This is a genomic window from Pseudomonas sp. Sample_11 (assembly GCF_004307505.1).
GTDB classification, from domain to species: domain Bacteria; phylum Pseudomonadota; class Gammaproteobacteria; order Pseudomonadales; family Pseudomonadaceae; genus Aquipseudomonas; species Aquipseudomonas atacamensis.
This window is the reverse complement of sequence record NZ_RCOD01000039.1, coordinates 138,555-159,003: the sequence shown is the minus strand read 5'-3', so window position 1 is coordinate 159,003 and position 20,449 is coordinate 138,555. Positions and strand designations below refer to the sequence as shown.

14 protein-coding genes and 1 pseudogene are annotated in these 20,449 nt (G+C 55.3%); 9 read left to right on the top strand and 6 right to left on the bottom strand.

All coding sequences use genetic code 11. The annotated features are described in order from the left end of the window. The 3 genes and pseudogenes from D8U60_RS10215 to kdpF form a co-directional block, all read right to left on the bottom strand. Positions 1–256, bottom strand: a pseudogene (locus tag D8U60_RS10215) (potassium-transporting ATPase subunit B); the annotation flags it as partial. Between the two features lie 10 nt (positions 257–266). Then, the gene (gene kdpA / locus D8U60_RS10210; RefSeq protein WP_130900049.1) at positions 267–1,961 is read right to left on the bottom strand and encodes a potassium-transporting ATPase subunit KdpA; all 1,695 of its coding nucleotides are present in this window, start codon (positions 1,959–1,961) and stop codon (positions 267–269) included. A gap of 8 nt (positions 1,962–1,969) precedes the next feature. Then, entirely contained in the window at positions 1,970–2,059 is a 90-nt protein-coding gene (gene kdpF / locus D8U60_RS10205) for a K(+)-transporting ATPase subunit F (protein ID WP_007899818.1), read from the bottom strand. Between the two features lie 423 nt (positions 2,060–2,482). Here kdpF and eat point away from each other — a divergent pair, with 423 nt between their 5' ends. Continuing rightward, the gene (gene eat / locus D8U60_RS10200) at positions 2,483–3,847 is read left to right on the top strand and encodes an ethanolamine permease (RefSeq protein WP_130900048.1); all 1,365 of its coding nucleotides are present in this window, start codon (positions 2,483–2,485) and stop codon (positions 3,845–3,847) included. A 221-nt stretch (positions 3,848–4,068) separates the two neighbouring features. Next, entirely contained in the window at positions 4,069–4,236 is a 168-nt protein-coding gene (locus D8U60_RS10195; protein ID WP_016770901.1) for a DUF2897 family protein, read from the top strand. 39 nt (positions 4,237–4,275) lie between these two features. Here D8U60_RS10195 and fabF read toward each other — a convergent pair whose 3' ends face one another. The 3 genes from fabF to D8U60_RS10180 all read right to left on the bottom strand — a co-directional run bounded on the left by fabF (position 4,276) and on the right by D8U60_RS10180 (position 8,243). After that, positions 4,276–5,550: a beta-ketoacyl-ACP synthase II gene (fabF, locus tag D8U60_RS10190; protein ID WP_130900047.1), complete on the bottom strand. Its 1,275-nt coding sequence runs from the start codon at positions 5,548–5,550 to the stop codon at positions 4,276–4,278. 249 nt (positions 5,551–5,799) lie between these two features. Beyond that, complete coding sequence (locus tag D8U60_RS10185) at positions 5,800–6,138, bottom strand: helix-hairpin-helix domain-containing protein (protein WP_130900046.1); 339 nt, start codon at positions 6,136–6,138, stop codon at positions 5,800–5,802. A gap of 110 nt (positions 6,139–6,248) precedes the next feature. Next, positions 6,249–8,243 (bottom strand): nucleoside-diphosphate sugar epimerase/dehydratase, encoded by a 1,995-nt coding sequence (locus D8U60_RS10180; protein ID WP_130900045.1) that lies wholly within the window; start codon positions 8,241–8,243, stop codon positions 6,249–6,251. A 464-nt stretch (positions 8,244–8,707) separates the two neighbouring features. On the opposite strand from D8U60_RS10180, the gene D8U60_RS10175 reads away from it, so the two are divergent. The 7 genes from D8U60_RS10175 to D8U60_RS10145 all read left to right on the top strand — a co-directional run bounded on the left by D8U60_RS10175 (position 8,708) and on the right by D8U60_RS10145 (position 20,447). Next, positions 8,708–9,619, top strand: a complete 912-nt coding sequence (locus D8U60_RS10175) for a glycosyltransferase family 2 protein (protein ID WP_241663531.1) — start codon at positions 8,708–8,710, stop codon at positions 9,617–9,619. A 130-nt stretch (positions 9,620–9,749) separates the two neighbouring features. Further along, entirely contained in the window at positions 9,750–10,586 is an 837-nt protein-coding gene (locus D8U60_RS10170; protein ID WP_130900044.1) for an ABC transporter permease, read from the top strand. Beyond that, positions 10,576–11,988: an ABC transporter ATP-binding protein gene (locus tag D8U60_RS10165; protein WP_130900043.1), complete on the top strand. Its 1,413-nt coding sequence runs from the start codon at positions 10,576–10,578 to the stop codon at positions 11,986–11,988. The genes D8U60_RS10170 and D8U60_RS10165 overlap by 11 nt, the downstream gene beginning before the upstream one ends. A gap of 3 nt (positions 11,989–11,991) precedes the next feature. Beyond that, positions 11,992–16,053 (top strand): glycosyltransferase, encoded by a 4,062-nt coding sequence (locus D8U60_RS10160; RefSeq protein ID WP_130900042.1) that lies wholly within the window; start codon positions 11,992–11,994, stop codon positions 16,051–16,053. 17 nt (positions 16,054–16,070) lie between these two features. After that, positions 16,071–18,530 carry a rhamnan synthesis F family protein gene (locus D8U60_RS10155; RefSeq protein ID WP_130900041.1) on the top strand — a complete coding sequence of 820 codons (2,460 nt, stop codon included), beginning with the start codon at positions 16,071–16,073 and terminating at the stop codon, positions 18,528–18,530. Position 18,531: 1 nt separating this feature from the next. Beyond that, complete coding sequence (locus D8U60_RS10150; RefSeq protein ID WP_130900040.1) at positions 18,532–19,464, top strand: NAD-dependent epimerase/dehydratase family protein; 933 nt, start codon at positions 18,532–18,534, stop codon at positions 19,462–19,464. Beyond that, on the top strand, positions 19,389–20,447 hold the full coding sequence (locus tag D8U60_RS10145) for a glycosyltransferase family A protein (RefSeq protein ID WP_241663530.1): 1,059 nt from the start codon (positions 19,389–19,391) through the stop codon (positions 20,445–20,447). Before D8U60_RS10150 ends, D8U60_RS10145 begins: the two co-directional genes overlap by 76 nt. The last annotated feature ends 2 nt before the right edge of the window (positions 20,448–20,449 follow it).

Genomic DNA, 20,449 nt, shown 5'->3' with positions numbered 1-20,449 from the left:
ACAGCACGGTGAACCACAGCCACAGGGCGATTTGCGCGGCGACGAAGGTCGGCACGTCGGCATCCGGAAGGAAGCACAGCACGGTGGTGAAAATCGCCGTCAGTTCGACCACCAGCATCACTGGCGAACGGGCCAGTTGCCGTGGGTCGAGCTTGACGAAGGCTTGCACCAGCGCCGGACGCCACAGGGCCGAGATCGCGGTTTTGGCTTGTTCCGGCGCTTTGACGGCGGCGGGTTTGATTGCAGGCATATTCATGATGGATTCCTTAGAAGCCCATACTTAAATGTTCGGCGACAGGACCGAGCGCCAGCGTCGGCAAGAACGTCAGGCCGCCCACCAGCAGAATGGTCACGGTCAACAGGGTCACGAACAGCGGGCCGTGAGTCGGGAAGCTGTTCTGGCCGACCGGTGCGCTTTTCTTCATCGCCAGGCTACCGGCCAGTGCCAGCACCGGCAGGATGTAGCCGAAGCGGCCGATCAACATGCCCAGGCCGAGCATCAGGTTGTGGAACGGCGTGTTCGCGCCCAGGCCACCGAATGCCGAACCGTTGTTGGCGCTCGCCGAGGTGTAGGCATAGAGCAACTGACTGAAACCGTGCGCGCCGGGGTTGCTGATGGTTGCCGCAGCGCTGGGAACCGTGGCGGCAATCGCGCCGAGCACCAGCACGCCGACCGGCATCACCAGCAGCGTCACCACCAGCAACTGAACTTCGCGGGCCTGGAGTTTCTTGCCGAGGTATTCCGGCGTACGACCGATCATCAGACCGGCGAGGAACACCGCGATCAGCACGTTGAGCAACATGCCGTAGAGCCCGGCACCGACCCCGCCGAAGATCACTTCGCCGACCATCATGTTGACCAGCGCGACCATGCCGCTGAGCGGGTTGAGGCTGTCGTGCATGCCGTTGACCGAGCCGTTCGACGCCGCCGTGGTGGTCACCGACCACAGCACCGTCGCGGTGGTACCGAAGCGCGCTTCCTTGCCTTCCAGCGGCGCGGCCTGCTCGACGGCGGCATTGTTCAGGGTCGGATTCGGCTGATACTCAGCCCACAGCGAGGTCGCACCGCCGATCAGGAACAGCGCCAGCATGCAGGCGATGATCGCGCGGCTCTGGCGCAGGTCCTTGACGTAATGGCCGAAGGTGAACACCAGCGCCACCGGGATCAGAATGATCGAAGCGACTTCGAACAGGTTGCTCCAAGCGGTCGGGTTCTCGAACGGATGCGCCGAGTTGACCCCGAAGAAACCGCCACCGTTGGTACCCAGTTGCTTGATCGCAATCTGGCTGGCGGCCGGGCCGAGGGGGATCACCTGATCGACGCCTTGCAGGGTCACGGCATTTACATACTGGGCGAAGGTTTGCGGCACGCCCTGCCAGACCAGATACAGCGCCAGCAGCAGGCACAGCGGCAGCAGGCCATAGAGGGTGGCGCGGGTCATGTCGACCCAGAAGTTGCCGAGGGTCTGCGCCGACTTACGGCCGATGCCACGGCACAGCGCGACCAGCACGGCGAGGCCGGTGGCGGCGCTGACGAAGTTCTGCACGGTGAGACCGACCATCTGGCTCAGGTAGCTGAGGGTCGCTTCACCGCTGTAGGACTGCCAGTTGGTGTTGGTCATGAAACTGACCGCGGTGTTGAACGCCTGGGTCCATTCCTGGCCCGGCAGGTTTTGCGGGTTCAGCGGCAGGTGATCCTGGAACAGCAGAATCGCAAACAGCAGCAGAAAACCGGCAAGGTTGAACGCCAGCAGCGCCAGCGTGTACTTCTGCCAGCTCTGCTCCGCCTGCGCATCGACCCCGGCAAGGCGATAGCAACCGCGCTCGACCGGGCCGAGAATCGGCGTCAGCCAGGTGCGCTGGCCCTCCATCACCTTGTAATAGAAGCGCCCAAGGAACGGCGCCGGCAGCAGAACCAGCGCAAAAAACCCGAGGATCAGCCAATAGTCATAACTGTGCATAGCCGCTCCTAGTTCCGGTCCGCGCGCAACAGCGCAACCAACAGATAAATGAACAGCCCCACCGCCAACAGCAGTGACACCCCGTCCAGAACGCTCATGGAAGATCTCCGTGTAACGGCGTATTGCCGTGTGTGCAGCGATTGTCGGGAAGGAGGCTGTAAAGGAACGAGAGCGAGGCGCGGCGTGGGTCATAAAGAAAGCGTAAAGAGTGGGTTTATGCCGGCGTTACAGCAGGTTTTTGCAGCGTCAGGTCGGGCCTCATCGCGGGCAAGCCCGACTCCCACAGGTTATGCGGTGGAATCAAATTCAGCGGACGACGCAGAAACCTGTGGGAGCGGGCTTGCCCGCGAAGGCGGCATAACAGACTCCGCTGCTTCCAACTGGCGCACAAAACCCACACATCCAGCGCCAATCATCCCCGCTGCGACAGCTTTGAACTCATTACGACTTGTTTCACGGCGATGGCACGCCCACTGCACACGCCCTCCCCGAAGCTTTCCAATCCTTCAGGGAGCAAGCGCATGAACACAAAACTCAAACCCACGCTGGGCACGTTGCACCTGTGGGGCATTGCCGTGGGGCTGGTGATTTCCGGGGAATATTTCGGCTGGAGTTACGGCTGGGGCGTGGCCGGTACGCTGGGTTTTCTGGTGACTTCATTCATGGTCGCGACCATGTACACCTGCTTCATCTTCAGTTTCACCGAACTGACCACCGCGATTCCCCATGCCGGCGGGCCGTTTGCCTACAGCCGCCGCGCGTTTGGCGAAAAAGGCGGATTGATCGCCGGACTGGCCACACTGATCGAATTCGTCTTCGCCCCGCCAGCGATTGCTTTGGCGATTGGCGCGTATCTCAATGTGCAATTTCCGGCACTGGACCCGAAACACGCGGCGGTCGGCGCGTACATCGTGTTCATGGGCCTGAACATTCTCGGGGTGAAACTGGCCGCGACGTTCGAGCTGATCGTCTGCGTGCTGGCGGTGGCTGAGTTGCTGGTGTTCATGGGCGTGGTCGCACCGGCGTTCAGCTTCAGCAACTTCGCGCTGAATGGCTGGGCCGGTTCCGACGTCTTCGGCGCGCCGGCAATTGCCGGGATGTTCGCGGCGATTCCGTTTGCGATCTGGTTCTTCCTCGCCATCGAAGGCGCCGCCATGGCTGCCGAAGAAGCCAAGGACCCGAAACGCACGATTCCCAAGGCCTACATCAGCGGCATCCTGACCTTGGTGCTGCTGGCAATGGGCGTGATGTTCTTCGCGGGCGGCGTCGGCGACTGGCGCACCTTGTCCAACATCAACGACCCACTGCCGCAGGCGATGAAAACCGTGGTCGGTGACAACTCCGGCTGGCTGCACATGCTGGTGTGGATAGGCCTGTTTGGCCTGGTTGCCAGTTTCCACGGCATCATCCTCGGCTACTCACGACAATTCTTCGCCCTCGCCCGCGCCGGTTACCTGCCTGCCTCATTGGCAAAACTGTCGCGCTTCCAGACCCCGCACCGCGCAATCATCGCTGGCGGGCTTATCGGCATCGCGGCGATCTACAGCGACGGCCTGATCAACCTCGGCGGCATGACACTCACCGCAGCGATGATCACCATGGCCGTGTTCGGCGCGATCGTGATGTACATCATGAGCATGCTCAGCCTGTTCAAACTGCGTAAATCGGAACCGAATCTGGAACGTACTTTCCGCGCGCCGTGCTATCCGCTGGTTCCGCTGATCGCGCTGGTGCTGGCGGTGGTTTGCCTGGTGGCGATGGCGTGGTTCAACACACTGATCGGGCTGATTTTCCTCGGTTTCATGGCGGTGGGGTTCTGCTACTTCATGCTCACTGGGCAACTGCGTGCCGATGCGCCGGCGGATGCGATGCTCACAGGCCTGTAACGACCCGCCCCCCTGTAGGAGCTGACGAGTGAAACGAGGCTGCGATCTTTGCTTTTCAAGATCAAAAGATCGCAGCCTTCGGCAGCGCCTACAGGAATTTCGGATGCCCCGGGTGCAAGCGCCTAGAATGGAACCACCGCGAAGTCGTTTCGCTCAAAGGTGGTATGCAGCATCGCACGGCGAAGTCCTCGCCCGTCGAGCTGCCATTAAGGAGAGCCGTTATGCCCTGGTATGCCTGGTTGATTCTGGTCGTTGCGATCGGCTCGATTGTCGGCGGATTGATGATGTTGCGCGACACCGCCAACAAGGTCGAACTGACCGATGAAGAACGCAAGCGCGTCGCACAGCGCAATGCCGAAGCGGATGCCAAGGATGCACAGGACCGCTGACAAGAACCCCGCCGCAATGGCGGGGCTTGTTTTTTCCAATCAACCTTTCCAGCGCTTGAACAGCACGCTCGCATTGACCCCGCCAAAACCGAACCCATTGGACAAGGCATATTCGATCGCGATCGCGCGCGCCTCGCCGTGGACGATGTCCACCCCTTCGCTGGCTGGATCGGGTTTTTCAAAGTTGAGGGTCGGCGGCACCACCTGATCACGGATCGCCAGCAACGTAAAGATCGCCTCCAGCCCGCCCGCCGCGCCAAGCAAATGACCGGTAGCGGATTTGGTCGAAGTTACAGCGATTTTGTTCTGCGTACCGAACACAGCCTTTATCGCCGCCAACTCGCCCAGGTCGCCGACGGGTGTTGAAGTGGCATGAGCGTTGAGGTGCTGCACCTGTTCCGGCATCACACCGCCCTGAGCCAGCGCCAACTGCATCGCTCGGCGCGCGCCGCTGCCATCCTCCGGCCCGGCGGTCAGGTGATAGGCATCGGCCGTGGTGCCGTAGCCAACCAGTTCCGCCAACGGTTTCGCACCCCGAGCCAGCGCGTGCTCCAACGACTCGATGACTAGTAGACCGGCGCCCTCACCCATTACGAAACCGTCGCGGCCACTGTCAAATGGACGCGAGGCACGCTCAGGGGTGTCGTTGTAGGCACTGGACAACGCCCGCGCTGCCGCGAAACCGGCCAGGCTGACGCGATCGATCGATGCCTCCGCCCCGCCACATACCGCGATGTCTGCCTCACCTGCGCGAATCAACCGCGCGGCATCGCCGATCGCCTGAACCCCGGCGGCACAAGCAGTGACTGGTGCGCCCAATGGTCCCTTGAGGCCATGCTGTATCGACACATGACCGGCTGCGAGATTGACCAGGAACGATGGAATGGTGAATGGCGACAGCCGCCGAGGCCCCCGGCTGTCGGTGGTACGCACCGCTGCGGCAATGGCACCAAAACCGCCGACACCTGAACCGATGATTGTCGCAGTACGCTCCTGTTTTTCAGCGTCGGCTGGATGCCAACCGGCCTGCTCCAGCGCCTGCCGCGCCGCTTCCATGGCGAACAGGATGAAGCGATCCATCTTCTTCTGTTCTTTGGGCTGCGTCGCACGATCTGGATCAAACCCAGCCTCGGTGTCCTCCTCCACCGTCGGCACACTGCCGCCAACCCGCGTCGGCAGATCAGCCACCACAGCGTCGGGCAGATTACGCAACCCGGAACGCCCGGCGAGTAAACGCTGCCAGACGATCTCAACGTCACTGCCCAAAGGTGAAACCAGGCCCATGCCCGTGACGACGACCCGACGTTGGTTCATACCGTGGTTACCCCTTATCAATTCAAATATTCGACGGATAGCGATGTCCTGGAATCTGGCTGCTGCATTTACAACCCCCAGCGCTGGAACAGCCGTTTCGACTGCTGAAACAATTCCGAGCGAAATTTATTATAGGCATAATAGAAGCTCAATATGATACCCGTAATTTTCAGTCTCCCAGCGTTCACCAGATCAGTGGCCAATAAAAAGGCCGGTCAATGACCGGCCTCTCGGCGTTGAACTGTCAGCTTAGTTCACTTCCAGCTTTTCACGATTGCGATCCAGAATCGCCTTACCAATCCCCTTCACTTCCAGCAACTCATCCACCGACGCAAACGGCCCGTTTGTATCCCGATACGCAACAATCGCCTGCGCCTTCGCCTCACCTACGCCCGCCAACTCTTTCTGCAAGGTTGCCGCATCCGCGCCGTTGAGATCGACCTTGGCAGTCTGCGCAGGAAGCGTCGCGGCATCCATCATCAGAGGCGCCTTCGTCGATTCCGAGGGTGCTGCTGGGGCAGCAATCGCAGCAATCGAGGCGCTGGTGAGGAAAGCAAAGATCAGCGAATAGAAATAACCGGTACGCATAAGTGACGCTCCATCATCGTTTTAGAAAGCAGCTTTTCCCAAGCTGCTCTCCAAACGTAGGTCATCACGTAGAGAAGTCAAAAATGCGAGCGTTACAGAATGTGAAACAATCAGGGTTCGAGACGACGTTGCTGGTAGATCCAGTCGACGATTTCGCCGTCGGGGGTGTAGCCGGAGACAGTTTCGCGCAGGAGCTGGCGAACGCGGGTGTAGTCGTCGGCTTCCACGGCTTTCAAAAGTCCATCCAAGCGGATTTTCAGAATATCCCAAGGAAGATGATCCTCATTGGCGCTCATGATCATCGGATGCGAAGTGGCTGCGACATTGTCCCCGATGAGCAATTCCTCGTAGAGTTTTTCGCCCGGGCGCAAACCGGTGAACTCGATGGAGATATCGCCCTGCGGGTTTCGCTCGGAACGGATGCTTAAGCCGGACAGGTGGATCATTTTTTCCGCCAGCTCTACGATCCGCACCGGCTCGCCCATGTCTAGGACGAAGACATCGCCGCCCTGGCCCATTGAGCCAGCCTGGATCACTAACTGTGCTGCTTCGGGGATTGTCATGAAATAGCGGGTTATCTTCGGATGGGTGACTGTAAGCGGGCCACCAGCCTTGATCTGGCTATGGAACAGCGGGATGACAGAGCCGGAAGAGCCGAGCACGTTGCCGAAACGGACCATGGTGAACCGGGTTTTGTTGACCCTGGAAACGTTCGCCTTGTCACCGAACAATACTGGCGCAACTTCCCGACTCAAAGCCTGAAGCGTGAGCTCCGCCAGACGTTTCGTACTGCCCATCACGTTGGTCGGACGGACAGCCTTGTCGGTCGAGATCAGCACGAAATTGGAAACTCCCGACTGCAATGCCGCTTGCGCTGTATTAAGCGTACCGATCACGTTATTCAGCACACCTTCGGCGATGTTGTGCTCGACCATCGGTACATGCTTGTAAGCTGCCGCGTGGTAAACGGTGTCGACTTTCCAGGTTTTCATCACATCCAGCAGCTTGTCCTGATGGCGGATCGAACCGAGGATCGGTAACAAACGCACAGGCGTAGAGTCACGGATGGCGCGCTGCTCCAGCTCCGACAAAATGCTGTAAAGATTGAATTCACTGTGCTCGAACAGCAGAAGCGTCGTCGGCTGCAACGAAAATATCTGCCGGCACAGTTCGGATCCGATAGATCCCCCTGCCCCGGTCACCATTACAGTCCTGTCTTTGATGCAGTGCTTGAGCAAATCCGGCTGAGCCGGAACTGCATCTCGTCCCAGCAGGTCGGCGATGTCGACTTCCTGAATGTCTTCGACCCTGACACGACCACTAGCCAGGTCAGTGAAGTTCGGAACGCTTCTTACATGTAGTGGGAAGCCTTCCAACAGGTTGAGAATTTCACGTCGTCTGGCGCGAGTGGATGAAGGAAGGGCCAGCAGTATTTCCTGGGCCCCGGTAACATCGATCATCTGTTGAATGTGCTTAGGCTTGTAGACCTGCAACCCTGAAATAGATCGGTCCGCGATGCTCGCATCATCGTCGATAAACGCTACGGGACGCATAACCCGCCCCATGCGAAGCGCCGCCACCAATTGATTGCCTGCCACCCCCGCGCCATAGATGGCAACCTTGGTCAAACCATCGTCGCGACTGGTGAACGGAACATGCTGAGCGGCCGTAAACCAGTCGCCCATGAAATATTGGCGCATGCATAAACGCAGACCACCAATGATGACCAGACTTAACCACCAATAGTTGAAAATTATTGAACGAGGTACAACGGACTCGTGATTGCTATACCAAAACACCACGAGCGCCAGGATCAGTGATGAAAGGCTGACTGCCTTGATAATAGCGATGAGTGCATCGTTGCCGAAATATCGCATGACCGCGCGATACATGCCGAATCGTACGAACAGTGGTATGGCGATGAGGGGCGCAGAGGCAAAAAGCCAAAGGTGGATTTTGAAGGGGTTGTACATATCGTCGATGCCCAATCGAACGATAAAAGCCAGCCATAGGGCAATCCAGACAAGCAAGATATCCGTGGCAACCTGAATCAGGCGTTTGCGCCGTCTCGGGAGGCCTAACAGCAATGTCCTGACTTTATCCATACTTCCCTCACTCACCTGTGTTTTCTCCTTTCACCTTCCGCATCCGCGGCTTGGAAATCAACAAGCGAAACACACCCTGCCTCCCTGAATGGAATGTCGCCCGTGAGTAGTAAGCCTTCTACATGCCAGGTAACGATTGATTCGCTACCGTACATCATGTCACACCGCTGGAAATACCCAAGTGTGCAGATCAAATAGCAAAACACAAGCTGAATTGAGCTTGACCAACGAGTCAACCGAGCCATGACGGTAAGAGAAACGAGAATTGATGGTAATCCCGACAGGGCGGATTTTTCGACGAGTGGGCGTCGTGTAAAACATTGATAAACCCGGTAAACTAGCGCGCTCAATGCGCTGTGACTACCAAATTCGCCATCATGGAAAGAGCGTCAGAACTTGTGCCAAACCTATCACGCCCGGTTGCCGCTGTACCTTTAAACAGCTCGGTAACAAGTACTGAGAGCGTGGCTGTATTGCTATGTTCGTTCAATGGTGGCCGCTTTCTCAAGGATCAGCTCGACTCGATCGCAGCGCAGATGCACCCGAGCTGGGTCGTTTATGCCTCAGACGATGGCTCATCGGATGAAACGCTCGACATTTTGCGGCAGTACCAACAAGCTTGGGGTGAAGGTCGTCTGGTATTGAGCCAAGGGCCGAGAAGCGGCTTTACCAACAACTTTCTGTCTGTCCTCAAGCAAGCATGTGGCAAGCATCAGTACTACGCCTTTTGCGATCAGGACGACTTGTGGCATCCATCCAAGTTACAGGTCGCTGTGAAATGGCTGGCGAAGCAACCTGTCGATCTGCCTTCGTTGTACTGCGGGCGTACGAGGATCATAAATGCCAACGCCGAGATCATTGGTTTATCGCCACTGTTCAGTAAACGCCCGAGCTTCGAGAATGCATTGATGCAAAATCTCGCCGGTGGCAATACGATGGTAATCAACCAGGCTGCCTGCGCCCTTTTAAAGGAAACGCCGATCAACACTCCGCTGGTGTGCCATGACTGGTGGGCCTATTTGCTGGTGTCCGGCTGCGCGGGGCGGGTGCACTACGATCCCGTGCCGACACTTGACTATCGCCAACACAGCCACAACGTGATTGGCGCTAACACATCGATGAAAAATCGCCTGTCTCGTCTTGAACGCATGTTCAAAGGCAATCTCAGCGAATGGAACTCTACGAACGTCGCTGCGCTCAATACACTCTCATCCCTGCTGGCACCTGCCAGTGTCGCGAGCCTTGAACGCTTCGAACAGGCTCGCCGAGCCTCGCTCTTCACAAGAGTCAGACTCATGGTGCTTGGACGCTTCTATCGACAGACTCTGTTTGGCAATTTGGGTCTGGCGCTTGCTGTTCTGATCAAAAGGATCTAGTGATGCGCTCCCTCGTCTGGGAGAATGCGCGCCCAAGCGGTCAAGACAACCCATTCTTGCGCAGGACGATTTCGACGCCGGCCTGCAACGACACCTTCGCCTTATCACTTTCATTTGTCTGGATATTTTAATGAGTGTTACGCAAAAGACATTCAGCCTGTACGGGCTGACCAAAAACTTGATATTGCATCGCCATCTGATTTTTCAGATGACCAAGCGTGAAGTTATTGGCCGCTATCGAGGCTCGGTACTGGGCCTGCTTTGGTCATTTCTCAATCCGCTAATGATGTTGAGCGTCTACACCTTTGTTTTCTCCGTGGTATTCAAATCGCGCTGGGGTATTACTCCCGCCGGTACCGAAGAAAGCAAAACCATGTTTGCAATCATGCTGTTTACCGGCTTGATCGTGCATGCTGTGTTCGCTGAGGTCATCAACCGCTCACCCAGCATCGTTCTGAGCAATGTCAACTACGTAAAGAAAGTAGTTTTCCCGCTGGAAGTGCTTCCGGTCATTACGATGGGTGGAGCCCTGTTTCACGGCCTGATCAGTCTTTCCGTACTGATTCTTGCCTACACCATATTTCAGGGCATTCCTCACCTCACCATTCTATTGGTGCCGGTCGTGATGCTGCCGCTGATTGTATTGACCTTGGGGCTGGCGTGGATTCTCGCGTCTCTAGGCGTCTACCTGCAGGACGTAGGACAGACCACCGGCATCATCACTACCATCATGCTGTTCCTGTCTCCGGTATTTTTCCCACTGAGTTCCCTGCCCGAGCAGTATCGGGGCCTTATCCTGCTCAACCCTCTGACGTTCATAATCGAGCAGATGAGAGAAGTCATCATTTGGGGAAGAATCCCTGACTTCATGGGCTTGGGAACGTATTTGATCGTATCCGTATTTATTGCCGCGGCCGGGTATGCGTGGTTCCAGAAAACAAGATCGGGTTTTGCAGATGTCCTCTGAAATGATTACTGCAGATCAATCTGCATTACCGGCCCCGCCTTCGACACTCGCTATCCGTGTCGAAAACCTGAGCAAGTGCTTTCATATCTATGATCGGCCTCGTCAGCGTCTGCAACAGCTCATGTTGGCGCCCATCAAGAGCAAGCTTAAAAACGCCGACGTCAAATACTATCGAGAGTTTTGGGCTTTAAAGAGCATCAACTTTGAAGTCTCTCGTGGAGAGACAGTCGGTATCATCGGCAAAAACGGTTCAGGCAAGTCGACGCTATTGCAGATTATCTGCGGAACCCTGTCGGCGTCTGAGGGCTCGGTACAGGTCAACGGCCGAATCGCGGCCCTCCTGGAACTCGGCTCAGGTTTCAACCCAGACTTTACCGGCAGGGAAAACATCTACCTGAACGGTTCCATATTGGGTCTGAGCCGTCAGGAAATTGATGATCGTTTTGCGGAAATCGAAGCGTTTGCCGACATTGGTGATTTCATTGATCAGCAGGTCAAATCGTATTCGAGCGGCATGGCTGTACGTCTGGCATTTGCGGTCGCTATCAACGCTGACCCCGAAATTCTGATCGTTGATGAAGCGCTCTCTGTTGGCGACGAGTTGTTTCAGCGTAAATGCTTTTCGAGAATTGAAGCGATACGTCAAAAAGGCGCAACGATCCTGTTCGTTTCGCACGCTGGTAGCGCAATTGTCGAACTCTGTGACCGGGCAATCCTGCTCGATTGCGGCGACATGCTGACCCAAGGCGCACCTAAACAGGTCGTGGGGAACTATCAGAAAATGCTCTACGCGGCTGCCGATCGCCGAGCAATCATTCGTCAGCAGATCCTCTTGGGGCAAGCGCCCACGGGCGTGGACCCGGATGCCGAGGCGCCGGAACTTCTCCAGCTCGAACATGACATCGAAGAAAGCTTCGACCCAGACCTCAAACCCAACAGCACCATTGAGTATGAGGACAAAGGCGCGCGGATTCGCGACGCCGGGATCTATACCCAGTCCAACATCAAGGTCAATAATCTGGTGCGTGGGCGCAGCTATTTTTACCGTTACCACGTCGACTTTGCCACGGTCGCCGAGCGTGTGCGCTTCGGCATGCTGATTAAAACAGTGAGCGGTGCTGAACTCGGTGGTGCTATTTCGGCGCCTTCAGTCGCAGACGCGGTGGAGTGGGTGGAAGCAGGCAGCTGCGTGCAGGTTCAGTTTCAGTTTTCATGCAACCTGACACCTGGCATGTACTTTCTGAATGCGGGTGTTACTGGTATTTCCGATCAAGTGGAGACATTTCTGCACCGTGCGCTGGATATCGCAGCTTTCCGCGTCATCACCGAATCTGATTGCTTGGCTACCAGTATTGTCGACTTTCAATGCGTGCCAACGCTGAAATTTTCTGAAGGCATTTGAGTTATGAATACCAAGAAAATCATCATTGTCCTAGGCATGCACCGCAGCGGAACCAGCGCTTTGACCCGTGGCCTCAGCGCACTCGGTGTTAGCCTGGGCGATGAACTTCATCCTGCGGGGCCGGACAACCCGACCGGTTTCTGGGAAGACAGCGACGTCATTGCCATTAATAATGAAATTCTCTGCCTGCTGGGCTCGGCGCACGACCATGTTGGCGTCATCGACGCCAATGTGTTCGATCTCCCTGAATTCCCCCGCCTCTATGAAACCGCCAAGGAACTGGTCCGGAAAAAGACCGCGTCCACTTCGATTTGGGGCATGAAAGATCCGCGCATTACCCGACTGCTACCCTTCTGGAAAAAACTTCTGGATGAGCTGGGATTCGAAGTCGGTTATGTCATCGCCTTGCGCAATCCGCTGAATGTCGCGGCCTCATTGACTGCCCGCAACCAGACTGCCCCCGTTAAATCCTATGTGCTTTGGCTGGAGCATATGCTGCAGGCGGTAGCCAATACTCATTCGGATAAACGGTTGGTCGTGAGCTACGACAACCTGTTAAGCGCGCCTAACGAACAACTGTTGCGTATATCCGCCACACTCGAACTTGATGCGCCATCGCAAGAACAACTTGAAATCTATGCTGAACAATTCCTCGACAAGGGATTGCGGCACGGCCAACACAACGATGACGAGTTGTTCAAAAATGACATTAATCCGCAATTTCTAGCCCCTACCTACAAATTGCTGCTCGAATGCGCGCTTGATGAGCTGAATATCAACAGTCAGGAATTTGACGAAAGGCTCGAACCACTACTGTCGGCGTTGCGCCGACTGCTGCCAATGCTGCAACTTCTTTCTCAAGCAGAATCCGCTACCGTTGCGGCCAACGAAGGCATCATTACCCGAGACCGTCAGATTGAAGCGCTCAACAAGCACATCAATCACCTCAATGAAGAGCATCAAGCCGAACAGAGCCAACAGCCTCTCTATATAAGACTCAAATTGTCTGAAGAGGAACAGCGTGCGCGCTTCACTACGCTTCAGCTTGAGCAAACCTCTCGCTATATTGAGCTTGCCGCCGCGCGAGTGAGGCAGGCCGCCGAAAACGCAGCGTATGAAAAGTTTGTTGCCCAGCAGGCCGCTCAAAACTCGGCCCTTGAAAAATCACTGGCTGAGCAGACGGCGCGCAATACTGTACTGAAGTCAACCATTGCTGAGCATCAGTCCGCACTTGAGCGAGCAGACGCTCACATACAGTCACTTGATCAACAAATCAGACAATTGTCATCCGCCTTGGCCTCCACTCAAGGCAGCCTTGTAACAGCAGGCGAGAAGATAGACGCACTGACCAACTCCTGGGCAACTTACTTTTTGTCGAAGTCCTGGAGATCGTTACGCCTCATACCAGGTTTCAAAAACAAACCAGCGATCATATTGAGCAATGGTCGTGAGTTTGACGATCAGTTCTACATGAGCAGCTACCCGGACGTAGTAGCCGCCGGCATGACTGCACGCGAACATTATCTTGGCGCAGGATTGCGTGAAGGTCGCCAACCGCTGGCTGAACAGGCCCCTCCAGTACCTGCGGTGGTACCCGTACATTCGCCACAGGTCGACGTCGCCGAGTTGCCCGAGGAGCCTGCAACCGAAGCAGTTACACCGGATGACACTCGTTCTGCGACAGCGTGCGAAGTTGCCGCTTCGATTGTCGAAGTCGAGTTCGATGAAGCCTTCTATCTCACGATGTACCCTGACATCGCGAATTGCGGCATGGACCCGCGCCAGCACTTCTTCATGCATGGACAGCATGAAGGTCGTATCGGGACAGTTCCGAAAGTGACGCTGAATTGCTCACTTGAAGAATTGCAACGCAACGGTAAGCAGACTGCATTGTTGGTCAGTCATGAAGCGTCGCGTACCGGAGCGCCGATCCTTAGTCTGAACATAGCGCAGCAGTTAACAGAACATTTCAATGTCGTTGCTCTGTTGTTGGGCCCTGGCTCATTGTTTGATGCGTTCGTTGATATCGGAGCCGTCGTCGCAGGCCCGCTGGATCGCAATAACCCCATCGGCGCATCGCTGGCCATCGCCGAATTCCTCGATACGTACAAAATCGATTTCGCGATCGTCAACAGCCTTGAGTCCAATCTCGCACTCAAACCGTTGGCCGACCGCTATATACCTGCTGTCAGCCTCATTCATGAATTTGCGGTATATACCCGGCCCCGCTCGGCGATCCAGAATGCACTGCTCTGGGCGAGCCAGACGGTGTTCTCCTCGGATGTCACGCTGGACAGCGCGGTGCAAGTGCTGCCGCAACTCAACGACTGCAGCATTCCCGTTCTGGCTCAGGGTAAAAGTACCGTGCCAGGAGAAGCGCAGGATGAGGCTCAGGCCAACGCCGAAAAAATGCGCCTTCAGCACGAGATGCGCCCGAAAGATCAAGATGCGGACACCATCATTATTCTCGGTGCCGGTCGCGTGCAGCTTCGCAAGGGCGTGGACATCTTTATCGAATGCGCTACTCGAGTGATCAACTCTCCCATCGGTCACAAGTGCCGTTTCATCTGGATTGGCGACAACTACGACCCGGAAACGGATATTGCCTACTCGGTCTATTTGTACGATCAGATCAAGCGCAGCGGAATTGCCGAGCAGTTCACAATCATCTCGGAAACTGCGCAAATCGAAGAAGTTTACGCGATGAGCGATATGCTGCTGCTCAGCTCGCGCCTTGACCCCTTGCCGAACGTTGCCATTGACGCAATGGTACGCGGCCTCCCGGTTCTTTGCTTCGACCGTACCACAGGGATTGCTGACGTCCTTGAACGCAACGGCCTGGCGCCAGATTGCATTGCACCGTATCTGGACACTGGCAACATGGCGGAAAAAATCATTCGCCTGGCATCCTCGCACAGCACTCGTCTGAGCGTTGGCGAGCAAGTGAAAGCCGTTGCCGCACGTGAGTTCAACATGGCCAGCTATGTTGAAAAACTCGTGAACATTGCCACGGATCTGAATATTGCGGGCCAATTCGAAAAGAACGATTGTGCAACTATCGCAGAGGCCGGTGTACTGGACGTAGACTTCTACACCCCCGCAAATATCACACTGGAAGATGAGGCTTCGGCAATACGTCGCTACGTGCGCTCGTGGAGCCGCGGCGTATTGCGTCGTAAACCTTTCCCAGGCTTTGATCCAGCTTTCTATAAGGAGCTCAACTCCCAGGCCGTGGGACAGCATGATCCGCTGGCCCATTACATCCGGATGGGCCGACCGCTGGGACCTTGGCTTTCTGACCGGTTGGACTGGAAAAAAACCCACACCCCTACAGACGCAATCAAAGCACTTTTGTTTGTCAGCGTTTCGGAGCCTGCGCAACTGCTAACCGCCCTCGATCAGATCACCGTGTGCGGGATAAACGTTAGCGTGATTGTGCAAGCCCGTAACGAAGCCAGCCGGCTGGCGTTTCGCGATATTGCAAGCAACCATAGTGAGCAACCGCTTGATATCAAAGTTTGCGACAGAGGTCCTCTCTCGTCATTGCTCGGTCATTTGGCGAGCATTGACTATCAAACTTTTGACCTGATCGGCCACCTGAATCTGCAAGCCGAACCTATTGATGCGGAATTTACGACTCAAAGCGCTTATCATCGCTTCTTGATCGAAAACATGATCGACGGCGAACACCTGGCGCTGCGGACAATTGCTTGTCAGTTGACCGAGCAAGACACTGTAAGCGCTCTTGGTCTGGTTTTCCCGGAAGATCCGAATATCGGATATTTGTCGCAAGACTTCGAGCAACTCGATCATTTGTGCAAGGCAGCGGATTTTGCTCCCGCTCAACACAAACACCTGGCTTACCCTGTAAATGGCGTATTCTGGAGCGTTCCGGCGGCCATATCGCCTTTGGTGAACTCGCTCCCGCAGCTAAAGGTGGCGGTCAAGAAAATGCACTTGCCTGACGCGGTTGAAGATCGAATTCTGGCGCAAATGTTGCCGCTCGCGTGTACCAGCCGAAAAATGCGTATTAACACAACAGTCGTCACCGGCGTCACCTACTAACATAATGCTGTCATGGAATGAACGAGTTGAAGAACAAGATGCGCAATAAAGGCCGCCAAATAAAGCAATTGGCACTAGGGATTGCTCAACGCCTCTATGCAAGAGCCTATATCAAGGCCAAGGGTGACGCCTTGGGCTTCGACCCGGTTTTCTACCTGAACCAATATCCGGATATCAAAAATTCCGGTACCGACCCGTTCAGCCACTATGTATTTCATGGTCGCCGAGAAGGTCGCATCGGGCATTCTCCGGTATTGAGTCAAAGCAGCTTTGAACTTGCGCCGCTCGACCCGACTCGAGAAACCGTGATCGTTGTAAGCCATGAAGCCTCGAGAACCGGCGCACCGATTCTGAGCCTCAATCTCATCATGCGGCTCAAACAACGCTACAACGTTATCGCAATGGTGCTTGGTGGCGGTGAGTTGACGGAAGAGTTCAAGAACTCCGGCGCCGTGTTCATTGACTCGGCCGGCATGCGCTTCAATCCAGATCATGCTCGCGTGCTGATCGATAAAATATGCAGCTTGCACTCCATAAAATTTGCACTGATCAACAGCATTGAATCGCGCGTGGTTCTAAAAGGACTGGCGGCCAACTTTGTGCCGACGATCAGCCTGCTGCACGAGTTTTCTGCCTACACCCGCCCTAAAACTGCCTTTATGGAAAGCATGTTCTGGTCAACACGAACCGTGTTTTCCTCTACCGTGATCCATCAGAGCGCAATCAGGGACTTCCCGAACCTTGCAGAGTATCCGGTCCATATTCTGCCCCAGGGTCGCTGCGACGTTACCTTCGCCGATGTCGACAAAAACGTTGTTGCGCATGAAGAGGCACAACTCAGAACAGTATTCAAAACGCTTAAGAAGGGTAACAAGCGGATCGTCCTCGGCGCAGGTCTGATTCAACTGCGCAAAGGTGTGGATCTTTTCATTGATTGTGCTGCTCGTGTCCTCGAAAACGGTGACATGGATGACCTGCATTTTGTTTGGGTTGGCAAGGGCTACGACCCTGAAGGCGACGTGCAGTACTCGGCCTATCTCCAGGACCAGATTCTTCGTGCCGGCCTTCAGGATCACATCACATTTATTCCTGAAACCTCGGCTATTCAGGTCGTTTATGACGAGTCTTCGGCAGTCTTGATCACCTCACGCCTCGACCCACTGCCGAACGTGGCTATTGATGCAATGAGCCTGGGGCTTCCCGTATTCTGCTTCGATAAAACCACAGGCATCGTAGATTTCCTTGATGAGTGCGGCCTGAGGGAGACCTGTGTTGCACGCTACCTGCATGTCCCGGACATGGCTCGCCAACTGGTCGCATTACTGTCGGACGAAGCTCGCACAACAGCTATTGGCGAAAAGTTGAAATCCGCGTCGGCGCTGCGATTTGCCATGCAGACCTATATGAATGGCCTTGAGGATATCGCCAAGGAAGCGATTGCCCAGACGCAGCAAGAGCAACTCGATTACACCACTATCGATCAAGCCGCCGTCTACAGAGACGATTTCATTCCGCGTTATCACAGGACAATTTCCGAGTTCGAAACGCTGCGCATGCATGGCCGCTCGTGGGCAAGTAACATCAAGGAGCGAAGACTGTTTCCAGGTTTCCACCCTGCGGTTTTCGCTGAACAATCTCCTGACTACGTTGCCGGCCAGAATCCGCTGGCCTGTTACCTACGCGCAGGAAAACCTCAGGGTCCGTGGGTACATGATGTATTGACTCCTGACTCTCCGGTCAGCGCCGATATTGAAAAGGGCCGCATTGCGTTGCACGTCCATGTGTTTTACGCCGACTTGTTCGAGCAGATTCTTGATTGTCTGGCGATCAACAAAGTACGTCCCGATCTGTTTCTGAGCGCACCAAACGAGCAAGTCAAAGCCGAACTTGATGCATTGCGCTCCAGATACTCGGGCAACATAGTGGCTATCGAGGTCGTGCCAAACAAAGGGCGGGACATCGGACCATTCCTCAGTGCGTTCAATCGTCGTCATCTGCGTGAATACGACATTGTTGGCCACCTGCACACCAAGAAGAGCAAAGATCAGAGCAACCCGGAAGTAGGCTCTGTCTGGTACGACTTCCTGATTGAAAACCTTTTGGGACGCAGCAGTCCGATGGCAGATGTCATTACGTCGAGATTGCTAAGCACTCCAGGCACGGGCATGGTGTTTGCTGATGATCCCCATATCGTCTGCTGGGGCAAGAACCGAGTGTTCGCCGAGGCCTTCCAGGAACGTCTGGATTTGAAGCCACTCCCCGAGAACATAGTTTTCCCGGTAGGTACCATGTTCTGGGCACGGACGGAAAGCCTTCGTTCGCTGGACGCACTGGAACTGACTTGGGATGACTACCCTGAAGAGCCTCTGCCATATGATGGCAGCATGTTGCACGCGCTTGAGCGCCTGTTCCCGTTTATCGTGCAAAGCAATGGCTTCGACATTGCGTTGACCAACGTTAAAAGCATTACGAGATAAAATGAAAATACTAATCTTTGGTGGCGGCGGCTTCATTGGCTCGACTATTGCTGATCGGCTATTGGCTGACGGCCATTCTTTGCGCATCTTCGAGCGCCCGAGGGTAGAACCTTATAGAGAGTTTGCCCCCACAGAAGTCGTTGAGTGGGTGACTGGCGACCTGATGAGTCAACATGACGTCAATGAAGCCATTGATGGCATGGATGCAGTTCTGCACCTTGTATCGACTACGCTGCCGAAGACCTCAAATGACGATCCGGTGTACGACGTACAGACCAACCTCGTCGCGACACTGCAGATGCTCAATGCAATGGTTGAGAAACGTGTACGCCGCATCATATTTATCTCCTCCGGAGGTACCGTATATGGTGAGCCGAATTATTTGCCGATTGACGAAGCACACCCGACCGATCCACAGGTCTCTTACGGCATCACCAAGCTGGCGATCGAAAAATACATTCTGATGTACCAACATCTGCACGGGATCAAAGCCACCGTACTGCGGGTGACTAATCCATACGGTGAACGTCAGCGCGTCGAAACCGCGCAAGGCGCAGTCGGCGTATTCCTTAGCCGTGCCTTGAAAAACGATTCGATCCAGATCTGGGGTGATGGCAGCGTTACGCGTGACTATGTCTACGTGTCCGATGTCGCTGAAGCGTTCGCCCTTGCTCTGAAATACGAGGGATCCCATAGCGTTTTCAACATTAGCTCTGGCACCGGCGTAAGCATCAACGAACTCATCGAGCGAATCGAAACCGTCGTGGGCGGTGCAATCGACAAGAAATATCTTCCTGGCCGGCCTTATGACGTTCCGGTTAGTGTTCTGGATAACGCCCTTGCAGCGCAAGAACTGAAGTGGACACCAAAAGTGAGCCTGGAAGACGGCTTGCAATTGACGAGTGCCTGGATGAAAAGAACGATGGGCAAGTAATGGAGACCACCGGTATCAAGGTGTCAGTGGTCATTCCCACCAAAAACGGTGGAAGCAGGTTTCAGGCAGTATTGAACGCTGTTCTGGAACAACAAACAGACTGGCCCTTTGAAGTCATTGTCATTGACTCCGGTTCGCGTGATGACACCTTGGCAATTGCCAGGGCCAACCCGACTGTTCGCCTCATGGAGGTTGAGCCGACGGACTTTCAGCATGGACGCACGCGCAATACTGCCATCCAGTCCGCAAAAGGCGAGTACATCGCCATGATTACTCAGGACGCACAACCGGTGGCTGACAACTGGTTGCGCTGCCTGGTTCGTGAAATCGAGGCGGACGAGCAGGTCGCTGGAGTCTTCGGCAGGCACATTGCCTATGACGACGCCTCGCTCTTCACCCGTGACGAATTGGTGCAGCACTTCGCTGGATTTCAGGCACAGCCCAAAGTGCAACTCGACGATCAGGACCGATATCGAACTGACGATGGCTATCGCCAGTTTCTGTATTTTTTCTCAGATAACAACGCACTGCTGCGCCGTTCGATCTGGGAGCAGCACCCTTATCCGGAAGTCGACTTTTCCGAAGACCAGGCTTGGGCTCGCATCATTATCGAAGCGGGTTATAAAAAGTCCTACAGCCACGGCGCTGTCGTGTATCACTCCCATAACTACGGTTTATGGGAGCGATTTCAGCGAAGCTTCGATGAAAGCATGGCGCTGAATGAACTCTTCCACTATGACCAATCAACGTCTTTGCTGGTACTGCTGAGAAGCTGGGTTGGGCTGACTCTGCGTGATCTTCGCTCAGTGCGCCAGAATCTATCCAAAGAGGGTTGGAAGTTGCTAATACCGACACTTCGAATGCCAATCGACAACTTCATGCGGGTTTCCGGTAGTTGGTTAGGCGTGCACGCAGGTTTTCGGTCTCCAGCGCTAATTGCGTTTTGCTCTCGTGACAAGAAACTTAAACAGGTGAAACGTTAAAC